We start from the raw sequence: 19,198 nt of genomic DNA, 5'->3' as shown, positions 1-19,198 counted from the left end.
GCTCAGGGCACCCGCACCAGCAGCAGCAGCCGGTTGCCCTCGGGGTCCCGCAGCCAGGCCTCGGCGCCGAAGGCTTCAAGCCGGGGTGGTTCCGCCCCGCTGGCGCCGGCTGCGATCGCGGCTGCGATCCAGGCCGTGAGCACCGAGAGGGCATCGTCTTGGCTGGCGGTTCGTTGCAGGCAAAGGGATAGGCGGCCGGGTTGCCTGGGCTGGGGGCGCGAGCGCGAGGGGGCGTAGATCTCCAGCCAGCCGCCCGGCGGCCAGGGCAGCCGCCAGTGGCCAGGGCCCCAGCCCGGCAGCGCTTTCACCAGCAGCAGCTCGCCGTAGAAGCCGGCGAGTGCGGCGGGATCGTCGGCCGCCAGCACAAGCGCTGCACCTGGGGGCCCTGAATCGATCAAGCGTGCTGCGGTGGTCGGATCTCCAGGATGGGTGATCGCCACCCAGGCTTGCTGGCAGCGCCCTGGAGCGCCCTTTGAGGCTTTTGCGCCTAAACCCGCTTGAAACCGCAGGCAGCGCCCTCGCCCGCCAGCATGGGCCTAAAGCTCCGACGACATGGTGTTGCCCTCTCCCTTCTGCCCGCTGGTCGCGGCCCAGGTGGCCGGCCTGAAGGCCACCGTTCTGGTGCTGCTCACCCTGTTGCTCAAGTCCAGGATCCAGATCAAGGCCGCCTCGGCCCTGGGATTGTTCCTCCTGCTGCTCCAGACCCTGGTGTTCCTGGCCGCCGGCGGGGCGCTTGGTGTGGTGGCGCTCCTGGCTGCCCTGCAACGCCGCAAGAGCGCCCTGGCCTGAGCCCCCTTGGCGCTGCCTCGTCTGCCCACCCTGCTCGCTGCGCTGGCCCTGGCCCCGGTCCTGGGCCCGGGCGGGTCATGGCCTCTGCAGGCTCAGGAGCAGGTGCCCGCCACCGTGCTCTCGATCGGTGATGGAGACAGCCTCCGCGTACTCCAAGGCGGCCGGCCGATCAGCGTGCGCCTGGCCTGCATTGATGCGCCCGAACTCTCCCAGCATCCCTACGGCGAGCGCTCTCGCCAATACCTGCGCACGCGGCTGCGGATCGGCAGCCGCGTGCGCCTGCTTCCCCAGACGGTTGATCGCTACGGCCGCACCGTGGCCGAGGTGATCGCTGAGGTCAATCTGGGCCTGGCGATGGTGGAGGACGGCCAGGCCTTTACCTACCGGAGGTACCTCGCGGCCTGCAACCAGCAGGACTACCTCGAGGCGGAGTTCCGGGCGAGCCGACACCGCTTCGGGGTGTGGGAGCGTCCCGGCGGCATTCCCCGGCCCTGGGAGGTGCGCTGGGGCCGCTTCAGCAGGGAGATCTCTGATGTCGGGCTGCCATGAGCACACCCACGGGCCCCCGGGTGCGTCAGGCTGAGGGTCTTGATTTCGCTTGAACGGTGCTGGCGGCCCTGCTGATCCTGGTGGTGATGGGGGGTGTGGCCTTCAGCCTCAACCCCAGCCGCGATGAATTCCAGTGGTTCATCCGGCTCAGGCGGCCGGCCTGGCTGACCTTTGAGCGCTTCATCCCGCTGATCTGGATCGGCATCTATGGCTGTTTTTATGCCTCGGCCCTGCTGAGCTGGAACGCCAGTGGCAGCGCCCCGTTGATGGTTGGCTACCTGCTGCTGCTCGTGCTGGTGCAGAGCTACACCCTGGTGATCGTCAGAACCCGCAGCCTGCGCAACGGAACGCTGCTGGCGGCGGCCGGCTGGGCTTGGGGTGTGGCGCTCACGATTGCGGTAGCTGATGTGAGCGGGCCAGGTTGGTGGCTGCTGGTTCCCTATCTGCTCTGGAGCCCGATCGGTACCTTCGTGACCTGGCGCATGCAGCGTCTGAACCGGTGAGCCTGAGCGCTGCAGCTGATGCAGGACCGGAGGAGTCCCTGTGCTGCGCGATGCTTGAACCACTTGATCGGGCGAGGGGCCATGGCCCACCAGCAGCTGAAGGACTTCCTGGCCCTTGTGCAGGACGATCCAGCCCTGCGCCAGCAGGTGATGGCCGCCTCAACCGCGGACGATGTGGCTCAGATCGCGGCCCCCTTGGGTTACCAGTTCTCCGGCGATGAACTGCTGCGCGCCTCAGGCCAGAAGATTGGGCGGGTGACGATCATCAAGCAGGATGTCCCAGGCGAATACAGCTGAAACTTCCCGTGGAGCCCCAAGGAAGATCTTCGATCGGATCTGTGCCGATGCGTTGCCCATTGATCCTGTGAACCGGCACGGAAACGCTACGTTTGCCTGGCTGGGATTCTATGGCAATACCTGCGAATCAAGCAGGCAAGGGAGCATGGAACTCGAGATAGAGAGGGGATCTCTTGATGAGATCCCGTGGCTGCCAGCGTACGGCTAGTCTATTTATGCACTCTTTAATACAGGCGAGCTCATTCATCCTATTTGCGCCTGTGAACGTTTGCTGAAACAGATGAAAGGGTCAACCGTGAAGTCCAGAGATAAGCAAGGCAAACGGTATTTGCATTCAACACAAAGCAGTGCATCTCAGGTGACTGGATGACTGTCAGTGTGATCACTCCAACCAGGCTGCTGCCAGATCGACTCAGCATGTTGGTGGAGTTGAATCAGAGCCTGAAGAACAATGATGGCTCGGTTGAACATGTCATCGTCATTGATGGCGCCAGTCGGGACAAACTCCCTGCTGGGATTTGCGAGGGCGCCACGGTTGTTGCGACGGAACGTCCAATCGGCCAAGCCGCGGCGCGCAATCTAGGCTTGGTCATGGCACGGGGTGAGTGGATCACCAGTGCCGATGATGATGACTGGCTCTATCCACACTCGATTGACCAACGATTGGATGCGATCCGGGGTCGGCATGGGGTACTTTGGTCCGCTGGGTATTGTACGGACGATTACAAGACAGATCCTAGAATTGTCCCCGCAGGCCCCAGTTCCCCTGGGGATATCTGGCGTGCCTGGCCAACACCGAAGGCCAGCATCCCATTGGGTCCAACAACCTTGCTCGTGGAAGCCAACCTCCTGAAGCGAGCCGGCGGTTGGATGGGGTTACCTCAAGGTGAAGATATTGGCATGATGATGGCGGTGACCTGCATGGCACCAGGCATTGTGATTGAAGCCCATGTTTATCACATTCGGCTCCATGGTGGGCAGATGACAAAAACGACCTGGTTTGACGACTTGGAACTTCTCTCACGCAGAAGCGCCTGGGAACGGGGTGAGCGAATTCTCTCCCAGGCCCAGATTGACAGTGCGCCATGGGCTGCTCTTGCCTCCATGGATGTGCGCCAGATTGAGCAAGGTCAGCAGACCATCATGAGCGGTCTGGCTGTTGTGTGATTCTGCGCAGACCTGCCAGGGATGGAATTGCTGGATCCATGCGATGGCAGGTTCCGCTGATGCGCCTGGCACAGGGATGAAGATCATTCCTCGCGTCTTGTCCGTCCGCGCGATTGACGCAGCCCACAGCGGAGTCTGCGCTGCTTGGTTGAGCGCTCCAATCGATGAGGTCGTCAAGGCCTTGGGGTGTTGAGCAGATGTTCAGACATGGCCACCAACAACGGTCTTGGCTAGATCTTCTGCGGCCAGGCGCTGAAGCGGGGTTCCTCATACTTTGCGATGGAAATGCGCCATCCCTGAAGCATTTGTTCCTGAAGGCTGTTCAGCAGGGACTCCGTGGACCCGCCGTTGATCCAGGCCGCTTTCAGGGACGGCAGTTCACTGCTCATCCACTCCAGGGGAAGTTCCAGCAGCAACAGGCTGTCCTCTGCGCAGGCCCGGGCGATCGCCCCTTGATCGCTGCGCTGCCACAGCCTGATCAGGAGTTCCAGGACAAGGCTTCTGGCTTCGGCGCCAGGGGCGTCGCCAGCTGCGGTGGCGTTCTTCTGGGATTTGCCGGCCAAGGGGAGCAGCCGGCGGCCTTCCTGCTCGACGAGCGCGAGGCAGACGAGATAGGGCGCATCGGCCATGGGGACTGCCTCGCATCAAACTCCACCCTGGCACCACGGCGGCGGGTCCATGCCCATCCAGGAGCGCTAAAGGTGATGTCCGATCAGCTCAACCAGCCGGCAGAAGGCATGAACAACCTGGTGGCACCACTCAGCCAGGGGCAGTCGATCCTCAAGTCGACTCCTCATGGCTCTCCTGCTGGCCATTCACCCAGGCACCGGTGATGAAGGTATCGAGGAAGCTGCCCGCCGCCAGTGGCCCCTCCGTGAACTCCACACCGAGAAGGGTCAGGTCATTGGTCGGCGCTGACCAGCAGACCTGGGCGAGCATGCTGAGTTGTTATCCCTCGGCTTCTGGACTGTGGATCACCACCAGACCCTCGGAGTGGGTGGGGATTCGCTGCCGCCCCGCCAGGGCCAGACAGGCTCCGATCACGCTGATGTCCCTGAGACGGCCCAGATGCACATGATTGGGAAGCAGATTGAATTGAGCGACCACGTGCAGCCTGGATGGGACTGGATAACGCAGGTATCGCCGAGGAATCAAACGTCCGGACGCTCGTTGTGCCATCGGCACGGATCAGGTTGGACTTGCGGCAAGGATAGGTAAAGGTTCGGAGATGTCCAGTTAGAGGCCGTCTTCAGACGGGCTACGCACTGAAGCATGCTCCTTGCCAGAGACATGGGTTGAGCGCTTCGTCACGGGCAACCAACAGTTTGGAACGTTTGGAGGAACGCCTATCTCAGCCAGTTCAGAATCGAATAGCACAAGGATTGAAGGACAACAGTTACTCGGAACCACAAGCGCAGGTAGCTGGCGTTCCCCCGGCTCAGGGTTTGGCGGCCTTGGCACAGTTGTACTTCGCGTCCTTCTGGATCGCTGATTCACCCTTTTGCGGCAGGTGTACTGGATCGACTTATCCGCCTTCTTTAGCTTTTGCCAGTAGAAGCCTCCAGCACTGTCAAGCGCCTTCAGCGAGCACCTTCGCTGAGGCAGGCATCGTCACCGAGGTCGCACAGATGAGTGCGATCAAAGTCAGGGCAGCGGTTCGCAAGGTCGATCGAAGAACGGTCAGTCATGGCTATTCCCGCTCGACCGCAATGGCACTGGGCTTCACCTGCTGCCATCAGCAGCCCCCATCCCGCGTGCCAACGTCTGAAGTCCCAGTCCATCAGGGTGGGCTTCGAGGTACCCCAGATCCCATGGGCGCTAAGCCGTGCGGGCCCTCGTCGGCCCCTTACTGCACACGTCGATAACGGCTCAGGTCCATCAGGTGGAGTCGTTCACTGCAGTTTGGTGTAGGGCGAATACGTGCAAGGCGAGTCATGGGGCTGGGGGCGCTTGGTAGGCGTTGACTCTCGAGCTCTGGGGGAGTGCGCACCTCTTGTTCAGCCAGTGCAACGTGTTGGCCTGGCACTGCTAAGAATCAAGACACGGGGGATACAGCTGCGAAGTGCTCGTGCGGTCGATCTAGGGTGAGAATTGTTGGGGCGAAACCAGTTGTACCCTGATTATCCGCTGCCTCGAGACGAGCCATACCGTCAGCGTGATCTTGAGCGCTACGGGGTGCTTGATCAGCCGAGCGACCAGAACTTTGACCGCTTGGTTCGACTGGCTTCCACAGTTCTGGATGCGCCCATTGCACTAATTTCTCTGATCGATCATCAACGCCAGTGGTTCCTTGCGCGTCATGGTCTAGATGCGACTGAAACCCCGCGTGAGATGGCTTTCTGTGCCCATGCCATCGTTGGTAGTGAGCCGTTGGTGGTGAATGATGCGAGAAGCGATCTCCGTTTCTGCAACAACCCTTTGGTGATCGGAGAGCCTGGTATTCGCTTTTATGCCGGCGCACCTTTGGAGTCCTCTGATGGGCACAACCTCGGCACACTTTGCGTGATTGACCGGGTGCCGCGCACCTTCAGCGCAGACCAGGTGAGTGTCCTGCAAGATCTTGCCGACTTGGTGGTTCGCGAAATGGATCTTCGTCGTCAGGCGATGCTGTGCCCGCTCACGGGACTCGCCAACAAGATGAGTTTCATGGAGCTGGGGCAGCGAGAGTTGAACCGTTCACTCGAAAGCGGCAAGCCAATGGCCTTGCTATTGATCGATATCGATCACTTTGCCAGAATAAACAACAGTTGGGGCCATCAGATTGGAGACGAGCTGTTGTGTGATGTGGCAGAGGTTTTCCTCTCAAACCAGCGTCAGAATGATCTGATCGGACGCATTCATGCTGATGAATTTGCAATCCTGATGGTTGACTGCGAACAGGACGAAGCATTAGAGCGGTCTGAGATTATTCGGTATGCCATCACTCGCCTGCCCTGGATCTTCAGCGTCAGCCATTTGGGCGCCCAAGCCAGCAGTGGATTGGCCGAGCTGACACCGACTGACCGAAAGTTCAAGGAGTTGTTGGATCGCGCAGAGCGGGCCTTGTTGGAAGCTAAGAACAGTGGTTTGGAGCACCAAATCGTCCTGGTTTAGAGCAAAGCACCTGTCAACATGGATTCAGCGGCTTGATGGCGAACGGGTCGAGATTGTCGCCCACTGTCCCCACCGACCCAAGCCCCGTCAGCAGCAGCGGCCACGGGGCCACTCACATCGGCGGCTGGTACCCCGGCAGCTCCCTGCCAGGGCAGTCCGGCCGCCAGCCAGTCCCAGAGCTCCACGCTCGGATGGAGCAGCACAGCGGAGCGACACAGGCAGCCCTCCCAGAGGATGTCCCCGGTGTCGACTGTCTAGCGTCGAGCCCCTTAGCCGCCGTCAACCTGATTGTCGCCGGACAGCTCGCGGTTGATCGGCCGCTGCTCCACGGGCTCAGGGCTCCTGGAAGACCTTGACCTCCTGGTTTTCCAGCTCCATCAGATCGAAGCTGTACCAGCCGTAGGACATGGCGGTATCGCTGCAGGCCGGGCTGGGGTTTTGCTCGTAGTCGGGATAGAGCTGGCCGAGCCGATACAGCCCCGGCGGGGTGTCGGTGTTGGTGTGTTTCCAGTCGTTGTCAGCCCCCTGGCCCCGCGCCAGACACGGCACCTTCCACAGGAAGGCACCGGAGTGGTCGTAGGCCTCCATGTCCTGGTCCCGGTCGTTAACGAGCAGATAGGAATCGCCTGGTTTGACCGGTGCGGCGATCTTGGGTCCGGCGAGTCCGGCCTCTTCATCACCACGGGGATCGAGACCTCCGCTGGGAGTTGGGGGAGCCGGTGGCTTCTCGCTGAACTTGAGCGCCCAGGGGGCTTGCTCACTGAGAATCACACCGCCTGTGTCGGCTTGCTTGATCGCGTCGTAGAGGCCCCAGACCCCGGACACCTGCTGGGGCTCATCCTTGAAGGCTTCCCAGCGGTCCTGGAACCGCTCTGGGGTCATTGGGGTGGCCATGGCGGCAAGGGGGTCTCGGGTCCAACCCATTGCCAGGTCCGCCAGCGGTACGGTTCGACATACGTGCCTGACGCTCTGCTCTGGTGGCCAGCATTTCCGCGACAGAAGCCCGCAAGCGGCTGTATGCCCTCATCGATGAGGTCGGCGACACACACGAGCCGGTGCAGATCACCGGCAAGCGCGGCAATGCCGTGCTGCTCTCGGAGGCCGACTGGAATGCCATCCAGGAAACCCTGCACCTGGTTTCGATCCCGGGGATGCGCGAGTCGATCCTCGATGGGTTGGCCACACCAGTGGCGGACCTGCACGAGCTGCCAGGCTGGTGATCCAGGAGCCGTTCAAAGTCCCTGCAGGAATGGTTCCTCCGTCATTCATTCCGGTGCTGTCTCACAGAAGGTGGTTTCCAGGTCACGGGCCCCATGCAGAACCCGCACGATCTGCACCCCATCGGGAACGTTGAGATAGAAGATGACGTAACTGCCCACCGGAAAGCTGCGCAGACCATCGGCAAGCTCGTCCCTTCGTCGGCCGATGCCGGGCTGTTGCGCCAGCACCTGAAACTTCTGGTCGATCACATCGATGAACGCATCGGCATGGGCGTCGCTGTCCTCGGCGATGAACTCCCAGATTTCAGCTAGATCAGCCCTGGCGCGGGGTTGGAGAACAATCACCTGGACGGATCACGCGCCCTGGGCGACGGTGCTGCGGGACGCCTTGCGCCTGCGTCCGTCCTGCTTGATCTCCTCCGCATTCCAGGAGGTCGGCTTCCCGCTACTGAAGCCTTCCTGGATGTCGTGTCGCAGTTGCTGGAGCTTGAGAGAATGCAGCTGGTCCTGTTGCTCCATGAGCCTGAGGGCTTCGCGGACGACCTCGCTGGCGGAGGTGTAGAGGCCAGAGGCGACCTTGGACTTCACCATGGCTTCGAGCTGAGGCGAGAGGCTGACATTCATGGTCATGACGACGTCCAGGGACCACTCTCAAGATTTCGAGCCTAAGGATCCTGGCAAAGACTGTCAATCTTTGCCACGGCGAGCAACGCCTCCGGGCCGACGACGGGAGACGCCCTGTCTGGTCAGCAGCGCCAGCAGCTGCGGATCGATCGAAACCTGCTGGCCCGGGAGCCGCCATCCCCCCTACGCTGTAGAACAAATCGTTCAACAGCAGGGGATCATGGCGATCGGGGTGCGGGTGGAGCCGGAACTCGAGCGGCAGCTCGATCAGCTGGCCCGGCAGCTCGGCAAGAGCCGCAGCGCCTGCGTGCGAGACGCCATTGCCCAATACCTGATGCGCCATGGCGATGGCGAGGAAGCCCGCCGGCAGTCCGAGCGGCTGGCCGAACGGGAACCTCAACAGCACTGGAGCGAACAGATGCCCGACTGGAGCGACTGGACCGCGTGAGCCTGCCTGAGCTCCGCCGCGGCACCGTTGTGACCGTGGCCAGTCCGGGGGTGTACTCCGGCGAACCCAGACCAGCGGTGGTGGTCCAGGCCGACCGCTGGCTGCAGGCCCATCCCAGCGTCACCCTCTGCCCGCTCACCAGCACCCTGGTGGAGGCGCCCCTCGTCCGGCTTCCCGTGCAGCCAACAGCACGCAACGGCCTGCAAAAGCCATCCCAGCTGATGGTCGACAAGCTGTTCAGCGTGCCGATCAGCTCCCTCGGCAAGGTGGTGGGGCAACTGGAGCCCCAGCTGCTGATTGACCTGGATCTGGCCCTACGGGGCTGGCTGGAACTCCCCTGAGGTGGCCGCCACTTGAGGCCATCGACGAATCAGAACAACTCCCGTTCGCCTTGATGCTGAGCAGCCCGCTCCGCCAGAAAGTCGCCTGTCACTGTCGGACCACCCAGGAAGAAGCTGTCCCAGCTGCGGCCGAGCGGCGCAATGATCCGCTCCTGGCCGCAGGCACGGACCTCCACCTCCTGGACGGAGTCGGGAAACCGCAGATGGGCCGGGAGGCGGACGGCCTGGCTGCGGTGGCTCATGAACAACTTGGTGACAGAGCGCATCGAACCGGCTGGATCTCCAGCGAGTCTGTCTCTGGGTGGCTTGTCCCGCAGGAGTCAGCAAGAGAAGCCCGGCCGCAGCCTGGCGGGAGCTGGATCAGGAGGCCAGGATGCGCAGCACGATCTCCCGATTGCGCAGCAGCCAGCGCGGAACTTCCCCGGTGGTTTTGACTCCGGCCTCGATCAGCAGATCGAGTAGCGCCTTTCCGGCCCCGGATGAGCCCCGCTGCAGGGCGACGGCGAGGGTGCCATCGATGCGGGCTGATCGAGGAACGGCCAGTGCAGGGAATCGAGCTGGCGTTTCTTGGCCCACTGGCCGCCATGGGCCACTTCAACAGGGCCCACTCGCGTGAATTCCAGCTCCTCTGGCGGACACCCGACCACGCAACTCAGCAGGGTGTGATCGAGATCTGGCGTGGGCGCGATGACCAGGCGGATGCGCGAGAAGGCGTGGCTCGGACGCTCCTCGCGGGAGATCAGCAGAAGATGGATGGACATGCCGAGTGGTCGATGGACACGCAGGGCCACCACGGCGAGGGCAAGGGTCGCGTCAGCGACTCGCGCCGCCCTTGCCCCGCCGTGGACACTGCGGATCCCCTGAGCCCCAACCCTTTTGGGCCAGGGGTTTCACGTCGCGGCCATTGACGGTGACATTGGGGTATGGCCGATTACCTTCATACGGCCTCCTGGCCTAAACAGGACCGGCTTGAGCGCCGGGTTCAGTTGGCCGCCTGCGGCAGCTCCCCATCGACCAGAAACAACTCCCTGGCATAGCGATGGATCCGCCCATCGTCATGGCTCAAGAAGGAGGCGTGATCAGCGCAGATCTCGCAGGTGATCTCCACCTGATCAAAGGGCGGGGAGCCGAGGGCCGCCGGGGTGAACACCCCCACCTGGACCAACGGCTCTCTGGAGCGGGCGCTGAGGTACTCAAACGCCTCGATGGCGGCCTCACGCATCCAGTCCCCCAGCCGTTGGCTGGCTCCGTAGTGACGCGGGTCGCGCAGTGCGGCCTGGGCGCCGGCGACGGCAAGCTTCTGCAGCTGCAGTCCGCGGCTGGTGTCGATCTCCACCGAGAACAGGGCTTGGCGGCGGCGAATCGGTTCAGCGGGGGATTCCACTTGGCCCTCCCAGAACAGCAGGGCGTAGTAAGCCCCTTCCACCAGCGATCCAGAGCGGCTGCGGGAGCCATAAAACATCCCCCTGTGCTCCCGCCCTCCAAAGCGCGAACCATGGGGCAGGGGGGGATAGCGGAACGGGGTGGTGAGCAGTGGATGACTGGGAGTGCGCTGTGAGAAGGAGGGCAACGGGGGCTTGCTGGTTTCCACCAGGGCCTCCAGACGCGCCAGCTGCTCGAGGTCATCCACCAGGGGGCCAAGCGTGTCGATGCCCTGCGGCTGCACCAGCCGCAGCACCGTTCCCTTCAAGGGCACAACCGCGGCGGCCTGGGCGATGGCGAGCAGATCCATCGCGCTCAGATCCTGGCGCGCATGGCATCGAGGTACTGCACGATCTCCACCAGCGCCTCGGTGCGCTGCACCTGCTCGGCCGGGACGCCGCCGGTGTGGCGGTTGGCGGTATGAAACCAGTGGCGCATCTGAGCAGGGTCGTTGCCCACCAGCACCGCCAGGCTGCGATAAAGACGCACCACTAACAGCGCCAGCTCGCCGGTCTTGGAGAGCGGGTCAATCCCTTTGCCACGGCCAAAGAGCGAACGGTCACGTCCCAGCACCCGCGCCAGGGCGAAGCGGCTCAGATCCAGTTCTTCCGCAGCCCGCACCACCGCCTGGAGCAGAAGCTGGGCGTCGGTGAGCGGATCCGCTGAGGCGGCGACTGGTGGCGAGCGATCAACAAGGGGCATAGATCTGATGCATTTGCATCAAACCTAGCCCTCTTGAGTCAAAATCGACAGGCATCATGCTTCTGCTTCACCGCCCAAGGCCACCCAGATCAGCCCGAAACGGCAGAAGCTGAGCGCTGCTTCTGGTCACTGGCAGAGCCAGGCCAAGCGGCTGGGCCTGCCATCTCCCTTGCACCGCCGCGAACACGGAGGAAAGCCGATCAGCCTCCAGAGTATGTACACATTGAATTGGAGGTTGGCGATGGCGAGCCGTGTGGGCATCCGGGAGCTCAGGGCACAGCTCTCCTCTCATCTGGAAACCTCGACGCCGATCGAGGTGACCCGCCACGGCCGCACGATCGGCCTCTACGTTCCACTGCCGCAGCACCCTGATCTCAGCGAACGGGAGCAGCTGATCGAGGCCAGCCGTCAGATGCAGGCTGAGCTTCTGCGCCTCGGCCTCTCTGAAGAAGACTTGGCCACTGACTTCAAGGGGTGGCGTCAGCGGCAGACCCGGGGCGCCAGGAAGAAGGCGTGAGCAAGGTGCGCAAGCGCCTGGTGCTCGACGCCAGCATCTTGACCTGAGGCGTTTCAGTGATTGATGTGGACCGTTCAGCTCGTGGACGAATCGGCTCTCGAATCAGCGATCCCCGCGACTGACTCACCACCCTCCAGGCTTGCCCATGGCAATAGCTGGTGACGTGATTCGGCCCGCCCTCGATGCCCTGGAGTTCAACTGGCTCGCTGCTTGGCCCGCAGGGCAGCCCTGGTCCAGCTGGAGCGGCCGGCGCACCCGGGTCAGCCGGCCCGCAAGGGCCATCAGGCCCGCAGGGCACACCCGGCACCGCCGGTGCAGCCGGCAGCACCGGCCCGCAGGGGCCGGCTGGAACGGCAGGCGCAGTCGGCCCGTCCGGCCCGGCCGGCCCGCAAGGCGCGGCCGGCACTGGCATCAACCTCAAGGGCACGGTTGCCACCTACTCGGCGCTGCCGACCTCGAACCGGCAGCAGGGTGACGCCTACATCGTTCAGGACGAGGGCGACACCCTCTACTCCTGGGACGCCACCGGCAACGTCTGGGTCAATGCAGGCGCAATCCAGGGCCCGGCTGGTGCGACGGGGCCCGCTGGAGCCGCCGGCCCGCAGGGACCGGCTGGCGCCGTTGGACCCCAGGGCCCGGCTGGCGCGGCTGGAGCAGCGGGCCTCCAGGGCCCGGCCGGCGCGGCTGGCGCCGCTGGCGCGGTGGGCACCCGTGGCACGGGCTGGTTTGTGGGCAGCGGGCCGCCGCCGGCCAACATCCCCGGCCAGATCGACGGGGACATGTACCTCGACACGGTCTCGGGGACCGTCTACAAGCTGACGGTCACGGCTGGCACTCCAGTGGCCAACCTGCCGGCGATCGGCGGCGCCCTCGAGGGCGGCTACTACGGCGGGCTGATCTCGGCTACGGCGAATGGGGTGGCCACCCATGCGCTGATCATTGCGCCCAAGGCCACCGGTCAGGCTCTCAAGGTGCTCAAAACCGCCAACACGGCCACGGCCGGGGCGAGCAGCACGTTCGATGGCCTTGCCAACAGCAACGCTGCCAACGATGCCGGCCACCCTGCTGCCCAGTGGGCGCGGGCGCTCACGATCGGCGGCTATAGCGACTGGTATGTGCCGGCGCTCTACGAGCTGGAGATCCTGTACCGCAAGTTCAAACCCGACAACACCGACGGCAACACTGGAGGGTTCGGCGCCAATGCTTACGCGGTGCCGGTGACCACGGCGAACTACAGCCTGTCGATCCCGCCGCAGAGTGCGTTCCCGCTGTTTCAGATCGGTGGTGCTCAGGCGTTCTTCGAGGGGAACATGTGGACCTCGACTGAGGATCAAGCCACCACGGCGATCTGCCAGGACTGGTATTACGGCTCCTGGGGGCCGATCAGCAAGACCTTCAGCCAGACCACCCGCGCCATCCGCAAGATCCCTGTGGTGCCCTGATGGGTTGGGTGGCGAGGATCGACACGCCTCGGCGCGTGGAGGAGCAGCGGGTCACGGCGACTGTCACCGCCCCGTCGGTGCTGGATCTGACCTTCGTGGAGCTGGGCACTGATGGCCGTTTCCTGGCGGTGGGCTGTGACATCGCCGCCTGGATCACCTTCTATGCGAGCGCGCAAGCGCGGAACGCTGATACGGCGCGGCCGATCGTGGAGGATCCGCCGCTCTCGGCGGGGGTGCTGCTGGATCTGAGCTTCGATGGCGTGATCCCGTGGCTGCTGCCCGCACCGGGCTCCACCTACTCCAACGGCGAGTCGCCGCTGCGGGCGCGGCTCTTCGCTCGGATCAGGACTGCGCTGAACGTGGCCCATGCGGCGACGGTGACGGTGCGGGCCCTGATCGAGCACGACACGGTGCCGTCCTGATGGCGGCAACGATCCGCGATCTTTCGCGCCGTGGTGACGAGCCAAACGCCTTGGGTGCGCTGAGCGTGATGGCGGCGCAGGTGGACATGGAGCTGGCCACCTGGACCAGTGCGGCCAATTCTCAGAACCTCGGCCAGCTGCTGACCCTGCTCACCAACAGCGCGGGGGCGCCCGGGTTCCTCGGCTGGACGATCCGGGCACGGCTCACGGCTCAGAACCTCGGCTCGCCGGTGGAGCTGATGAGCCAGTGGGTGATGAACACGACCACGGCGGCGGTGAGCACGCATGTGGGGCTGGCCTTGGGCCATAACCCCGCTGGCGGCCTCGGCAGCCACGGGCTGCTCTCTGGTGGCCGGGGCACAACGAACACGCTGGCCACGCTGAATCAGCCCTGCCCGATTGGGGCGGCGACGGCCTGGAGCCTGAAACCGGGCCAGGAGTTCTTTGCTTTTAGCCTCTCTCAGCACAGCTTCTCCAACCGTCAGGCCCTGCCGCTGCTGATCGCCAAGGACGTCACCACCGGCGACTGGCACCTCTCGAACACCGACATGGCCGCTGTGATCAACACGGTGGCCTGGAGCCGCAACCTGCCGCAGCTGCTGCTGTCTGGGGGCTTCCGCCAGGAATGGTTCAGCAGTGGCCCGCCGTTTGTGCTCAGCCGGCCAGCGCAGTGGATCCCGATCACGCCTGGTGTGGGCTACGTGGTGCCACTGCCGCCGGTGCAGTGGTGGGATCCGGTGGTGTTGCCGGAGGACCTGGCGATCTACAACCGCACCTTCTCCAACCTCGGCTATTTCAAGGCGGCTGACGGCAGCGAATGGCTGCAACTCGGCCCCTCGCGCCTGGCGGTGCGGGTCGTTAATCCCACCACCTGAACCCACTACCAGCTCCCAGCGCAGTTCTTCCCCATGGCCCTTGCCACTTCAGCCCTGCAATGGGCCTCCTGGAACTGGACCAGCGCACTGCCCGCCAACCCAGGCCAGAAGCTGACGGAGGCCTTCTCGGCCTTCGCGGCGGCGGTGAACGGCAACGCCGGCAACAACTGCCCGCTGGCCATCGTCAAGGATCACAACTCCGCAACGGGTGCAACGAGCTACGGGTATGTGTGGCGCCTGGGCCATCCGCTCAATCCGGTGCTCTTGAGCTTCTACAACACCAGCAAAGTCCAGGGCTATAGCGCCTCGTCCAGCTCAGCTCTGTTGAGACTGGGCCTCGAGAGCGCCTACACCAACGACAGCAGCAACGGCGGCTACGGCACCTTCGCGACGACCTTGTTCAGCGTCAACGCGGGCCTGTCCCATTACGCGCCGGATGGATCGCCGGCGATTGATTACGGCGCCATGCTGCTGGTGCTGATGGACACGGCGCCAGGCCGTGAGTTCTTCTGCTACTCGATCGCACCGATCGGCGCGGACACCTACACGCAGAACCACACGATGGTTCTGTTCAGGTCACCGGCAACATCAGGCTGGAATGTGTTCTTCAACCGCTCCAACGCCTATGTCGGCATGTTCTACTCGCAGAACAGCTACATCTGGAACAACAACACGATGGTGGCGTCGTCTGTGATTCCGCCGCCACCAACGGGCAGCGAACAGCAACTCATTCGTGGCTGCGGGTTGTATGCGACCACCACCAGCGGTGTGTTCGCTCCTGGCACCATCCAGCCACGGGTTGCGCTGCCGGATTGTCTCTGGCTGGGCAGCAACCAGATCAGTGATCCGCGCCGCCTGGGCCGGGCCGCCTCTCCTGCCGGTGGCGGTACCTTCTACCAGCTGGCGGCGGCGTACAGCGGTGCCACCGATCTCTGGTTCCTGCAGCCAACCGGGACGCCTGCGGCGTTGGCGGGCTGGAGCACGGTGGGCTCGCTGCCGTGGGCGACGATGCCCGATCGGTTGAGCTTTTGCCCGATGGCACCGTTGCAGCCCCTGGCGATGGGGCCGGCTGCTGCACCGGACTTCCTGACGGACTGGAGCATGGTGGCGATCGGCGCCGCTGGAGTGCGCCAGCACCCCTTCTATGCCAAGCAACTGCAGGGCAGTGGCGGGGGCGGTGGTGGCGGTAGGCCTACCACTGGGGTGCTGTGGCCCCGTGGCAACGGTTGAGAGCTGCGGCCCTGCGGTGACATGCGGACTGATTCGGATTCGCTGTGAGCGCCGTTGGCTGGACTCAAGGGGGAAGAACGCCGAGGCGCCGGCCCCCGATCACCGGGTGTTCGATGTGCCGCCTGGGATGGCGAACCAGATCGCGCGTTGGTACCGGCAGCAGGGCTGGGAGGTGATCGAGGAGCCGATCTGAACCGAGAGGACCTGCGGTGAGTTTGCGCTCATTTTGCGCTCACGCTGCCGGAAATGGCGATAAAGAAGGGCCCCCGGAATGTCCGAGAGCCCTTGTTATGACTGCAGTCGGGGCGACAGGATTCGAACCTGCGACCTAGTGCTCCCAAAGCACCCGCGCTACCAAGCTGCGCCACGCCCCGATCAGCCCACCATAGGGCCCAGATGCCCCACTCCCCTTGGCCTGGCTTGAGATCAGCTGCAGTCGAGGCTCTGGGGCGGTGGAGTGGGGTCCCTCCGATTTCGCGGGCACCAATCAGGGCTTCTTTGGGGTGCGTGGCGGTGCAGCCAGGACATGCTGCGCGTCATCGAGCCAGTGGAGATCGCCCACGGAGGTGTCCCGGTGCTGGCTGTCCTGGTCGATACGGAGCAGCCGCTGCTCCGGCTCAACGCTGCTTGGGGCGAGAGCCCGATGGCAGAGCGAGGCTTACAGCGTCGCCTCCATGGAATGACCCAGCGTCAGGTTGGCAACTCTGACGGGAGCACCCTTCGCTTCAAGAGGCCTTCGTCTGCGAAGAACATTTCGTTCCAGCCTTGATGCCAGCCCAGCGCATCGCTCTGGCTTCTCACCTCAACGGTTCTTTGTGATTGATCCTTGGTTGAGTCACCCATCCGGACGGAGGAAATAAAAATTATGAGGGCATGAATACTCATTGTCCGTACCCAAGGCTGATCCGTCCCAGTGAACCCCACTAGCGTTGGTGGTAGATGGAGAGGTACACCATGAACACGCACATGCCATCTGTTTCCACTTCTGCTTCCGCTACCGCCGAGCACGCCTTCACCAATCCGCAGGATGCCCTGCACCGGATCAGGGAGTTGGCTCACAGCAACCGGGATTTTGCCAACTCCCTTCGGCATAGCCATTCCACCGAGGAGGCCGCTGAACTCGCCGGGGCCCATGGGATCAGCATCAAGCCCGAAGTGCTCTGGCGCCATCGCGGCACCTTGCTCAGCGGTGGCCTCCCCACTTGGCCGGGCTGATTGCGATTCAGTTCACCCTTCAGCGGCTTGGATTCTGAGGCTCTTGGCGGATCATCTGCAGGTCTTCCCCATGAATAAGTTCGCCAGGATCACCGGACTTTTTCTTCTGTTCGTCGCAACCCTTCTGCTGCCGACTCAGCATGCTGTTGGGAAAGCAGCAGACGTTGGATCAAAACAGGACAAGGCTTTGATCATGAGTGCCATGTCGGCGGCACCGCTTGCCGTTGCCAAGGGAGCCACGATTGTTGTGATGAAGAAAGGGGGTGAGATGCGGACCCTTCGAGCGGGTACCAACGGCTTCACCTGCATGCCCGACAACCCCGCAACGCCAGGGCCCGATCCGATGTGCATGGATCGCCCTTCATTGGACTGGGTCCAGGCATGGGTGAGTCAGACCGCACCAGCTCGAGGGAAGGTGGGCTTGATGTACATGCTCGCAGGCGGGACCGACGCCAGTAACACCGATCCCCATGCCCAGAAACCCACGGCGTCGAATCACTGGATCAAGACCGGCCCACACATCATGGTGGTCGGTGCCGATCCCAGCTTCTACGCTTCCTATCCCAGTAGCCCCAAACCAGATCCATCGAAGCCCTATGTGATGTGGCCTGGAACTCCCTATCAGCACCTGATGGCGCCGATACGTTGAGCATCGCCAGGTTGATTGGTCTGAGCCACGGAGTTCACGGACGCTCGCTCGATCAGGTCGCTCTGGGGCCGCTCCCTCCCTTCGCTTGTCCATGAACGTTTCGGCTGAGTCGGATCCCTGGGATGGGACCTCTGCAGTGGAACCTCCGCTGGTTCCTGGTGGGACCCCGCTGGATCATTGCCACCATGGCACCCTCTGGTGGAAGCTGAAGGTGCTGGGGGCCATGGCCTTGATCGCCTGTGGTGTTGCCCGGTTCCTGCTGGACGTGCCGCCGGCCGTAGTCGTTCCGATCCCCGCAGCCCAGATCCTGGTGCTCATCGGTGGAGGGACGGTCTTTACGCATTACGGGCTGCTCAAACGGCGGCGGGGTCGATTCGATCACCCTGAGGCGCTGCTCACCCGTGGCGGCCTGTTTTCCGTGGTGCGCCATCCGATGTACCTGGGCGATGCGCTGATGGATCTGGGCTTTGCGCTGCTCGCGGGCACTTGGTTGGCCTTCGGCATCTATGGCCTCTGTCTGGTGGCGCTGGGGCTCCAGGCACGGGTGGAAGATCGACACCTGGCGGAGCGCTTCCCCGAGGCCCACCGTCATTGGAGTCTCCACACCGGCCTCCTTTGGCCCCTAAGGGCCGTCAGAGGCGCATCCCCTTCACCGCCCCGATCGTGATCGGAGGCCGCTGCAGGCAGTCCACGGCACGGATCGCCCTGGTTGCGGGGAGAATCAATGGACCGTTGAACAGCTTGTGGATTCGCAGTCACCCGCTTCTGTCGGCCCCCCGCTCAAGGCGGGCCCCAGCCACCGCCGTGGGGTCCTGCTGGTGGCCCTGGGCTGTGCCTTGGCCCTGGCGGGCTGCGGGGAACCGAAGCCGCCCCGGGAGCTGAGCCAGCTGCAGGCGGTCACTGATCAGCTGCTGCGCGCCAATGCCATCCGCACGACCCCCATCCGCTTCGCGCTTGAGGCCGGGGAGACGGCCCCCTACTGGGCCCAGAAGGCAGGCCTGTGCAAGGCCAGTAAGCAGGAGAAGGAGAGCGGTGACGCCTGCGAGCACTGGGCCCACCTCTCCCCCGCTGAGGCCGAAACCCCGGTCCATCGCCAGATCAACCGTCTCTCCTATCTGCTGGGCACCGCCAGTGCCCGCACCTACGCCCACGGTCTGATCAGCTTCGATCGATCGTTCTTCCTGGTCCACGAAGACGACCCCGGTGCCCTGCGCTGCGTCGTCGCCCACGAACTCACCCACTTCCTGCGCCGCCATGCGTTCCTCAGCTCCCGGGCGGCCAATGGCCTCTGGAAGGACCTGCCGGAGCAGCAGCGCCACAGGGCCCTGGCCCGCCTCTCCCGGCAGCAGGAACTGGCGGCCGATCGCAACGCCATGCTGATGACCGCCATCGCCGGCCACGATCCGGTGATCTGCGTCCAGCAGCTGCAGAACGGTGCCCAGCTCGACGCCGACTACGCCCCCGAGGCACCCCTGGAAACCCATCCCGGCTACAGCCGCCGGCTTTCGGCCGCCAGGGCCTATCTCCAGGGCCCCTTGCAGCGGGATCTGGCCGCCTGGCGCAAGGCCCAGGCCAACCGTGGCGAGCGCACGGCCACAGCCCCGCGCTGGAGCTGGGATCCGGGCGATCAGTTGCTCACCGTGCGCACCCTGCCGGAGCCTGGCCCGTTGCCCTAGCTGGGCTGCGATGGGTT

At 63.9% G+C, this 19,198-nt stretch carries 29 protein-coding genes and 1 tRNA gene; 19 read left to right on the top strand and 11 right to left on the bottom strand.

The features are described from left to right. Positions 1-2 precede the first annotated feature (2 nt). Complete coding sequence (locus KBZ13_RS03620; RefSeq protein ID WP_255006375.1) at positions 3-440, bottom strand: VOC family protein; 438 nt, start codon at positions 438-440, stop codon at positions 3-5. A gap of 112 nt (positions 441-552) precedes the next feature. Between KBZ13_RS03620 and KBZ13_RS03615 the strand changes: the two genes are divergently transcribed. The 5 genes from KBZ13_RS03615 to KBZ13_RS03595 all read left to right on the top strand — a co-directional run bounded on the left by KBZ13_RS03615 (position 553) and on the right by KBZ13_RS03595 (position 3,305). Continuing rightward, a complete protein-coding gene (locus tag KBZ13_RS03615) occupies positions 553-789 on the top strand; it encodes a hypothetical protein (protein WP_255006373.1) in 237 nt (78 codons plus the stop codon). 6 nt (positions 790-795) lie between these two features. After that, a complete protein-coding gene (locus KBZ13_RS03610; RefSeq protein WP_255006371.1) occupies positions 796-1,338 on the top strand; it encodes a thermonuclease family protein in 543 nt (180 codons plus the stop codon). 56 nt (positions 1,339-1,394) lie between these two features. Further along, on the top strand, positions 1,395-1,841 hold the full coding sequence (locus tag KBZ13_RS03605) for a TspO/MBR family protein (RefSeq protein WP_255006369.1): 447 nt from the start codon (positions 1,395-1,397) through the stop codon (positions 1,839-1,841). 81 nt (positions 1,842-1,922) lie between these two features. Beyond that, entirely contained in the window at positions 1,923-2,138 is a 216-nt protein-coding gene (locus tag KBZ13_RS03600; RefSeq protein WP_255006357.1) for a Nif11-like leader peptide family natural product precursor, read from the top strand. A gap of 366 nt (positions 2,139-2,504) precedes the next feature. Beyond that, positions 2,505-3,305: a glycosyltransferase family 2 protein gene (locus KBZ13_RS03595; RefSeq protein ID WP_255006355.1), complete on the top strand. Its 801-nt coding sequence runs from the start codon at positions 2,505-2,507 to the stop codon at positions 3,303-3,305. A gap of 230 nt (positions 3,306-3,535) precedes the next feature. Here KBZ13_RS03595 and KBZ13_RS03590 read toward each other — a convergent pair whose 3' ends face one another. Further along, the gene (locus KBZ13_RS03590; protein WP_255006352.1) at positions 3,536-3,934 is read right to left on the bottom strand and encodes a hypothetical protein; all 399 of its coding nucleotides are present in this window, start codon (positions 3,932-3,934) and stop codon (positions 3,536-3,538) included. A 151-nt stretch (positions 3,935-4,085) separates the two neighbouring features. After that, positions 4,086-4,244, bottom strand: a complete 159-nt coding sequence (locus KBZ13_RS03585; RefSeq protein ID WP_255006350.1) for a hypothetical protein — start codon at positions 4,242-4,244, stop codon at positions 4,086-4,088. A 1,170-nt stretch (positions 4,245-5,414) separates the two neighbouring features. Here KBZ13_RS03585 and KBZ13_RS03580 point away from each other — a divergent pair. Further along, positions 5,415-6,398, top strand: a complete 984-nt coding sequence (locus tag KBZ13_RS03580) for a GGDEF domain-containing protein (protein WP_255006348.1) — start codon at positions 5,415-5,417, stop codon at positions 6,396-6,398. 333 nt (positions 6,399-6,731) lie between these two features. On the opposite strand, the gene KBZ13_RS03575 is transcribed toward KBZ13_RS03580, so the two are convergent. Beyond that, positions 6,732-7,292 (bottom strand): L,D-transpeptidase, encoded by a 561-nt coding sequence (locus KBZ13_RS03575; protein ID WP_255006347.1) that lies wholly within the window; start codon positions 7,290-7,292, stop codon positions 6,732-6,734. 83 nt (positions 7,293-7,375) lie between these two features. Between KBZ13_RS03575 and KBZ13_RS03570 the strand changes: the two genes are divergently transcribed. Further along, entirely contained in the window at positions 7,376-7,618 is a 243-nt protein-coding gene (locus tag KBZ13_RS03570; RefSeq protein ID WP_255006345.1) for a type II toxin-antitoxin system Phd/YefM family antitoxin, read from the top strand. Between the two features lie 45 nt (positions 7,619-7,663). On the opposite strand, the gene KBZ13_RS03565 is transcribed toward KBZ13_RS03570, so the two are convergent. Together KBZ13_RS03565 and KBZ13_RS03560 are read right to left on the bottom strand one after the other, a co-directional pair. Continuing rightward, positions 7,664-7,963, bottom strand: a complete 300-nt coding sequence (locus KBZ13_RS03565) for a type II toxin-antitoxin system RelE/ParE family toxin (protein WP_255006343.1) — start codon at positions 7,961-7,963, stop codon at positions 7,664-7,666. A 9-nt stretch (positions 7,964-7,972) separates the two neighbouring features. Then, a complete protein-coding gene (locus KBZ13_RS03560) occupies positions 7,973-8,242 on the bottom strand; it encodes a type II toxin-antitoxin system ParD family antitoxin (RefSeq protein ID WP_255006341.1) in 270 nt (89 codons plus the stop codon). A gap of 220 nt (positions 8,243-8,462) precedes the next feature. On the opposite strand from KBZ13_RS03560, the gene KBZ13_RS03555 reads away from it, so the two are divergent. Both KBZ13_RS03555 and KBZ13_RS03550 read left to right on the top strand, forming a co-directional pair. Continuing rightward, positions 8,463-8,690, top strand: coding sequence for a ribbon-helix-helix domain-containing protein (locus tag KBZ13_RS03555; RefSeq protein WP_255006339.1), 228 nt, complete (start codon positions 8,463-8,465; stop codon positions 8,688-8,690). Further along, the gene (locus tag KBZ13_RS03550; protein ID WP_255006338.1) at positions 8,687-9,031 is read left to right on the top strand and encodes a type II toxin-antitoxin system PemK/MazF family toxin; all 345 of its coding nucleotides are present in this window, start codon (positions 8,687-8,689) and stop codon (positions 9,029-9,031) included. The genes KBZ13_RS03555 and KBZ13_RS03550 overlap by 4 nt, the downstream gene beginning before the upstream one ends. A 29-nt stretch (positions 9,032-9,060) precedes the next feature. Here KBZ13_RS03550 and vapB read toward each other — a convergent pair whose 3' ends face one another. The 4 genes from vapB to KBZ13_RS03530 form a co-directional block, all read right to left on the bottom strand. Next, on the bottom strand, positions 9,061-9,297 hold the full coding sequence (gene vapB, locus KBZ13_RS03545; RefSeq protein ID WP_255006336.1) for a type II toxin-antitoxin system VapB family antitoxin: 237 nt from the start codon (positions 9,295-9,297) through the stop codon (positions 9,061-9,063). 180 nt (positions 9,298-9,477) lie between these two features. Beyond that, the gene (locus tag KBZ13_RS03540) at positions 9,478-9,822 is read right to left on the bottom strand and encodes a hypothetical protein (RefSeq protein ID WP_255006334.1); all 345 of its coding nucleotides are present in this window, start codon (positions 9,820-9,822) and stop codon (positions 9,478-9,480) included. 191 nt (positions 9,823-10,013) lie between these two features. Further along, on the bottom strand, positions 10,014-10,763 hold the full coding sequence (locus KBZ13_RS03535) for an RES family NAD+ phosphorylase (RefSeq protein ID WP_255006333.1): 750 nt from the start codon (positions 10,761-10,763) through the stop codon (positions 10,014-10,016). 5 nt (positions 10,764-10,768) lie between these two features. Then, complete coding sequence (locus tag KBZ13_RS03530) at positions 10,769-11,155, bottom strand: MbcA/ParS/Xre antitoxin family protein (protein WP_255006331.1); 387 nt, start codon at positions 11,153-11,155, stop codon at positions 10,769-10,771. A gap of 241 nt (positions 11,156-11,396) precedes the next feature. On the opposite strand from KBZ13_RS03530, the gene KBZ13_RS03525 reads away from it, so the two are divergent. From KBZ13_RS03525 to KBZ13_RS03500, 6 genes are all read left to right on the top strand, one after another. Continuing rightward, positions 11,397-11,672: a prevent-host-death protein gene (locus tag KBZ13_RS03525; protein ID WP_255006329.1), complete on the top strand. Its 276-nt coding sequence runs from the start codon at positions 11,397-11,399 to the stop codon at positions 11,670-11,672. Between the two features lie 182 nt (positions 11,673-11,854). Then, positions 11,855-13,114 (top strand): collagen-like protein, encoded by a 1,260-nt coding sequence (locus KBZ13_RS03520; RefSeq protein ID WP_255006327.1) that lies wholly within the window; start codon positions 11,855-11,857, stop codon positions 13,112-13,114. Positions 13,115-13,122: 8 nt separating this feature from the next. After that, the gene (locus KBZ13_RS03515) at positions 13,123-13,536 is read left to right on the top strand and encodes a hypothetical protein (protein WP_255006325.1); all 414 of its coding nucleotides are present in this window, start codon (positions 13,123-13,125) and stop codon (positions 13,534-13,536) included. Further along, positions 13,536-14,411 carry a hypothetical protein gene (locus KBZ13_RS03510; protein WP_255006324.1) on the top strand — a complete coding sequence of 292 codons (876 nt, stop codon included), beginning with the start codon at positions 13,536-13,538 and terminating at the stop codon, positions 14,409-14,411. The genes KBZ13_RS03515 and KBZ13_RS03510 overlap by 1 nt, the downstream gene beginning before the upstream one ends. A 33-nt stretch (positions 14,412-14,444) precedes the next feature. Continuing rightward, positions 14,445-15,641, top strand: coding sequence for a hypothetical protein (locus KBZ13_RS03505; protein WP_255006323.1), 1,197 nt, complete (start codon positions 14,445-14,447; stop codon positions 15,639-15,641). Between the two features lie 16 nt (positions 15,642-15,657). Then, positions 15,658-15,834 (top strand): hypothetical protein, encoded by a 177-nt coding sequence (locus KBZ13_RS03500; protein WP_255006322.1) that lies wholly within the window; start codon positions 15,658-15,660, stop codon positions 15,832-15,834. Positions 15,835-15,941: 107 nt separating this feature from the next. Here the strand turns inward: KBZ13_RS03500 and KBZ13_RS03495 are convergent. After that, positions 15,942-16,015: transfer RNA gene (locus KBZ13_RS03495), tRNA-Pro, on the bottom strand. A 592-nt stretch (positions 16,016-16,607) separates the two neighbouring features. On the opposite strand from KBZ13_RS03495, the gene KBZ13_RS03490 reads away from it, so the two are divergent. From KBZ13_RS03490 to KBZ13_RS03475, 4 genes are all read left to right on the top strand, one after another. Next, complete coding sequence (locus KBZ13_RS03490; protein ID WP_255006321.1) at positions 16,608-16,856, top strand: hypothetical protein; 249 nt, start codon at positions 16,608-16,610, stop codon at positions 16,854-16,856. 70 nt (positions 16,857-16,926) lie between these two features. Continuing rightward, entirely contained in the window at positions 16,927-17,505 is a 579-nt protein-coding gene (locus KBZ13_RS03485) for a hypothetical protein (protein ID WP_255006320.1), read from the top strand. Positions 17,506-17,728: 223 nt separating this feature from the next. Then, a complete protein-coding gene (locus KBZ13_RS03480) occupies positions 17,729-18,172 on the top strand; it encodes a methyltransferase family protein (protein WP_255006319.1) in 444 nt (147 codons plus the stop codon). Between the two features lie 76 nt (positions 18,173-18,248). Then, complete coding sequence (locus KBZ13_RS03475) at positions 18,249-19,181, top strand: M48 family metallopeptidase (protein ID WP_255006318.1); 933 nt, start codon at positions 18,249-18,251, stop codon at positions 19,179-19,181. The last annotated feature ends 17 nt before the right edge of the window (positions 19,182-19,198 follow it).

It is taken from the genome of Cyanobium sp. ATX 6F1 (assembly GCF_024346315.1).
In the GTDB taxonomy this organism is placed as follows: Bacteria; Cyanobacteriota; Cyanobacteriia; order PCC-6307; family Cyanobiaceae; genus ATX-6F1.
This window is presented reverse-complemented; position numbering and strand designations above follow the sequence as displayed.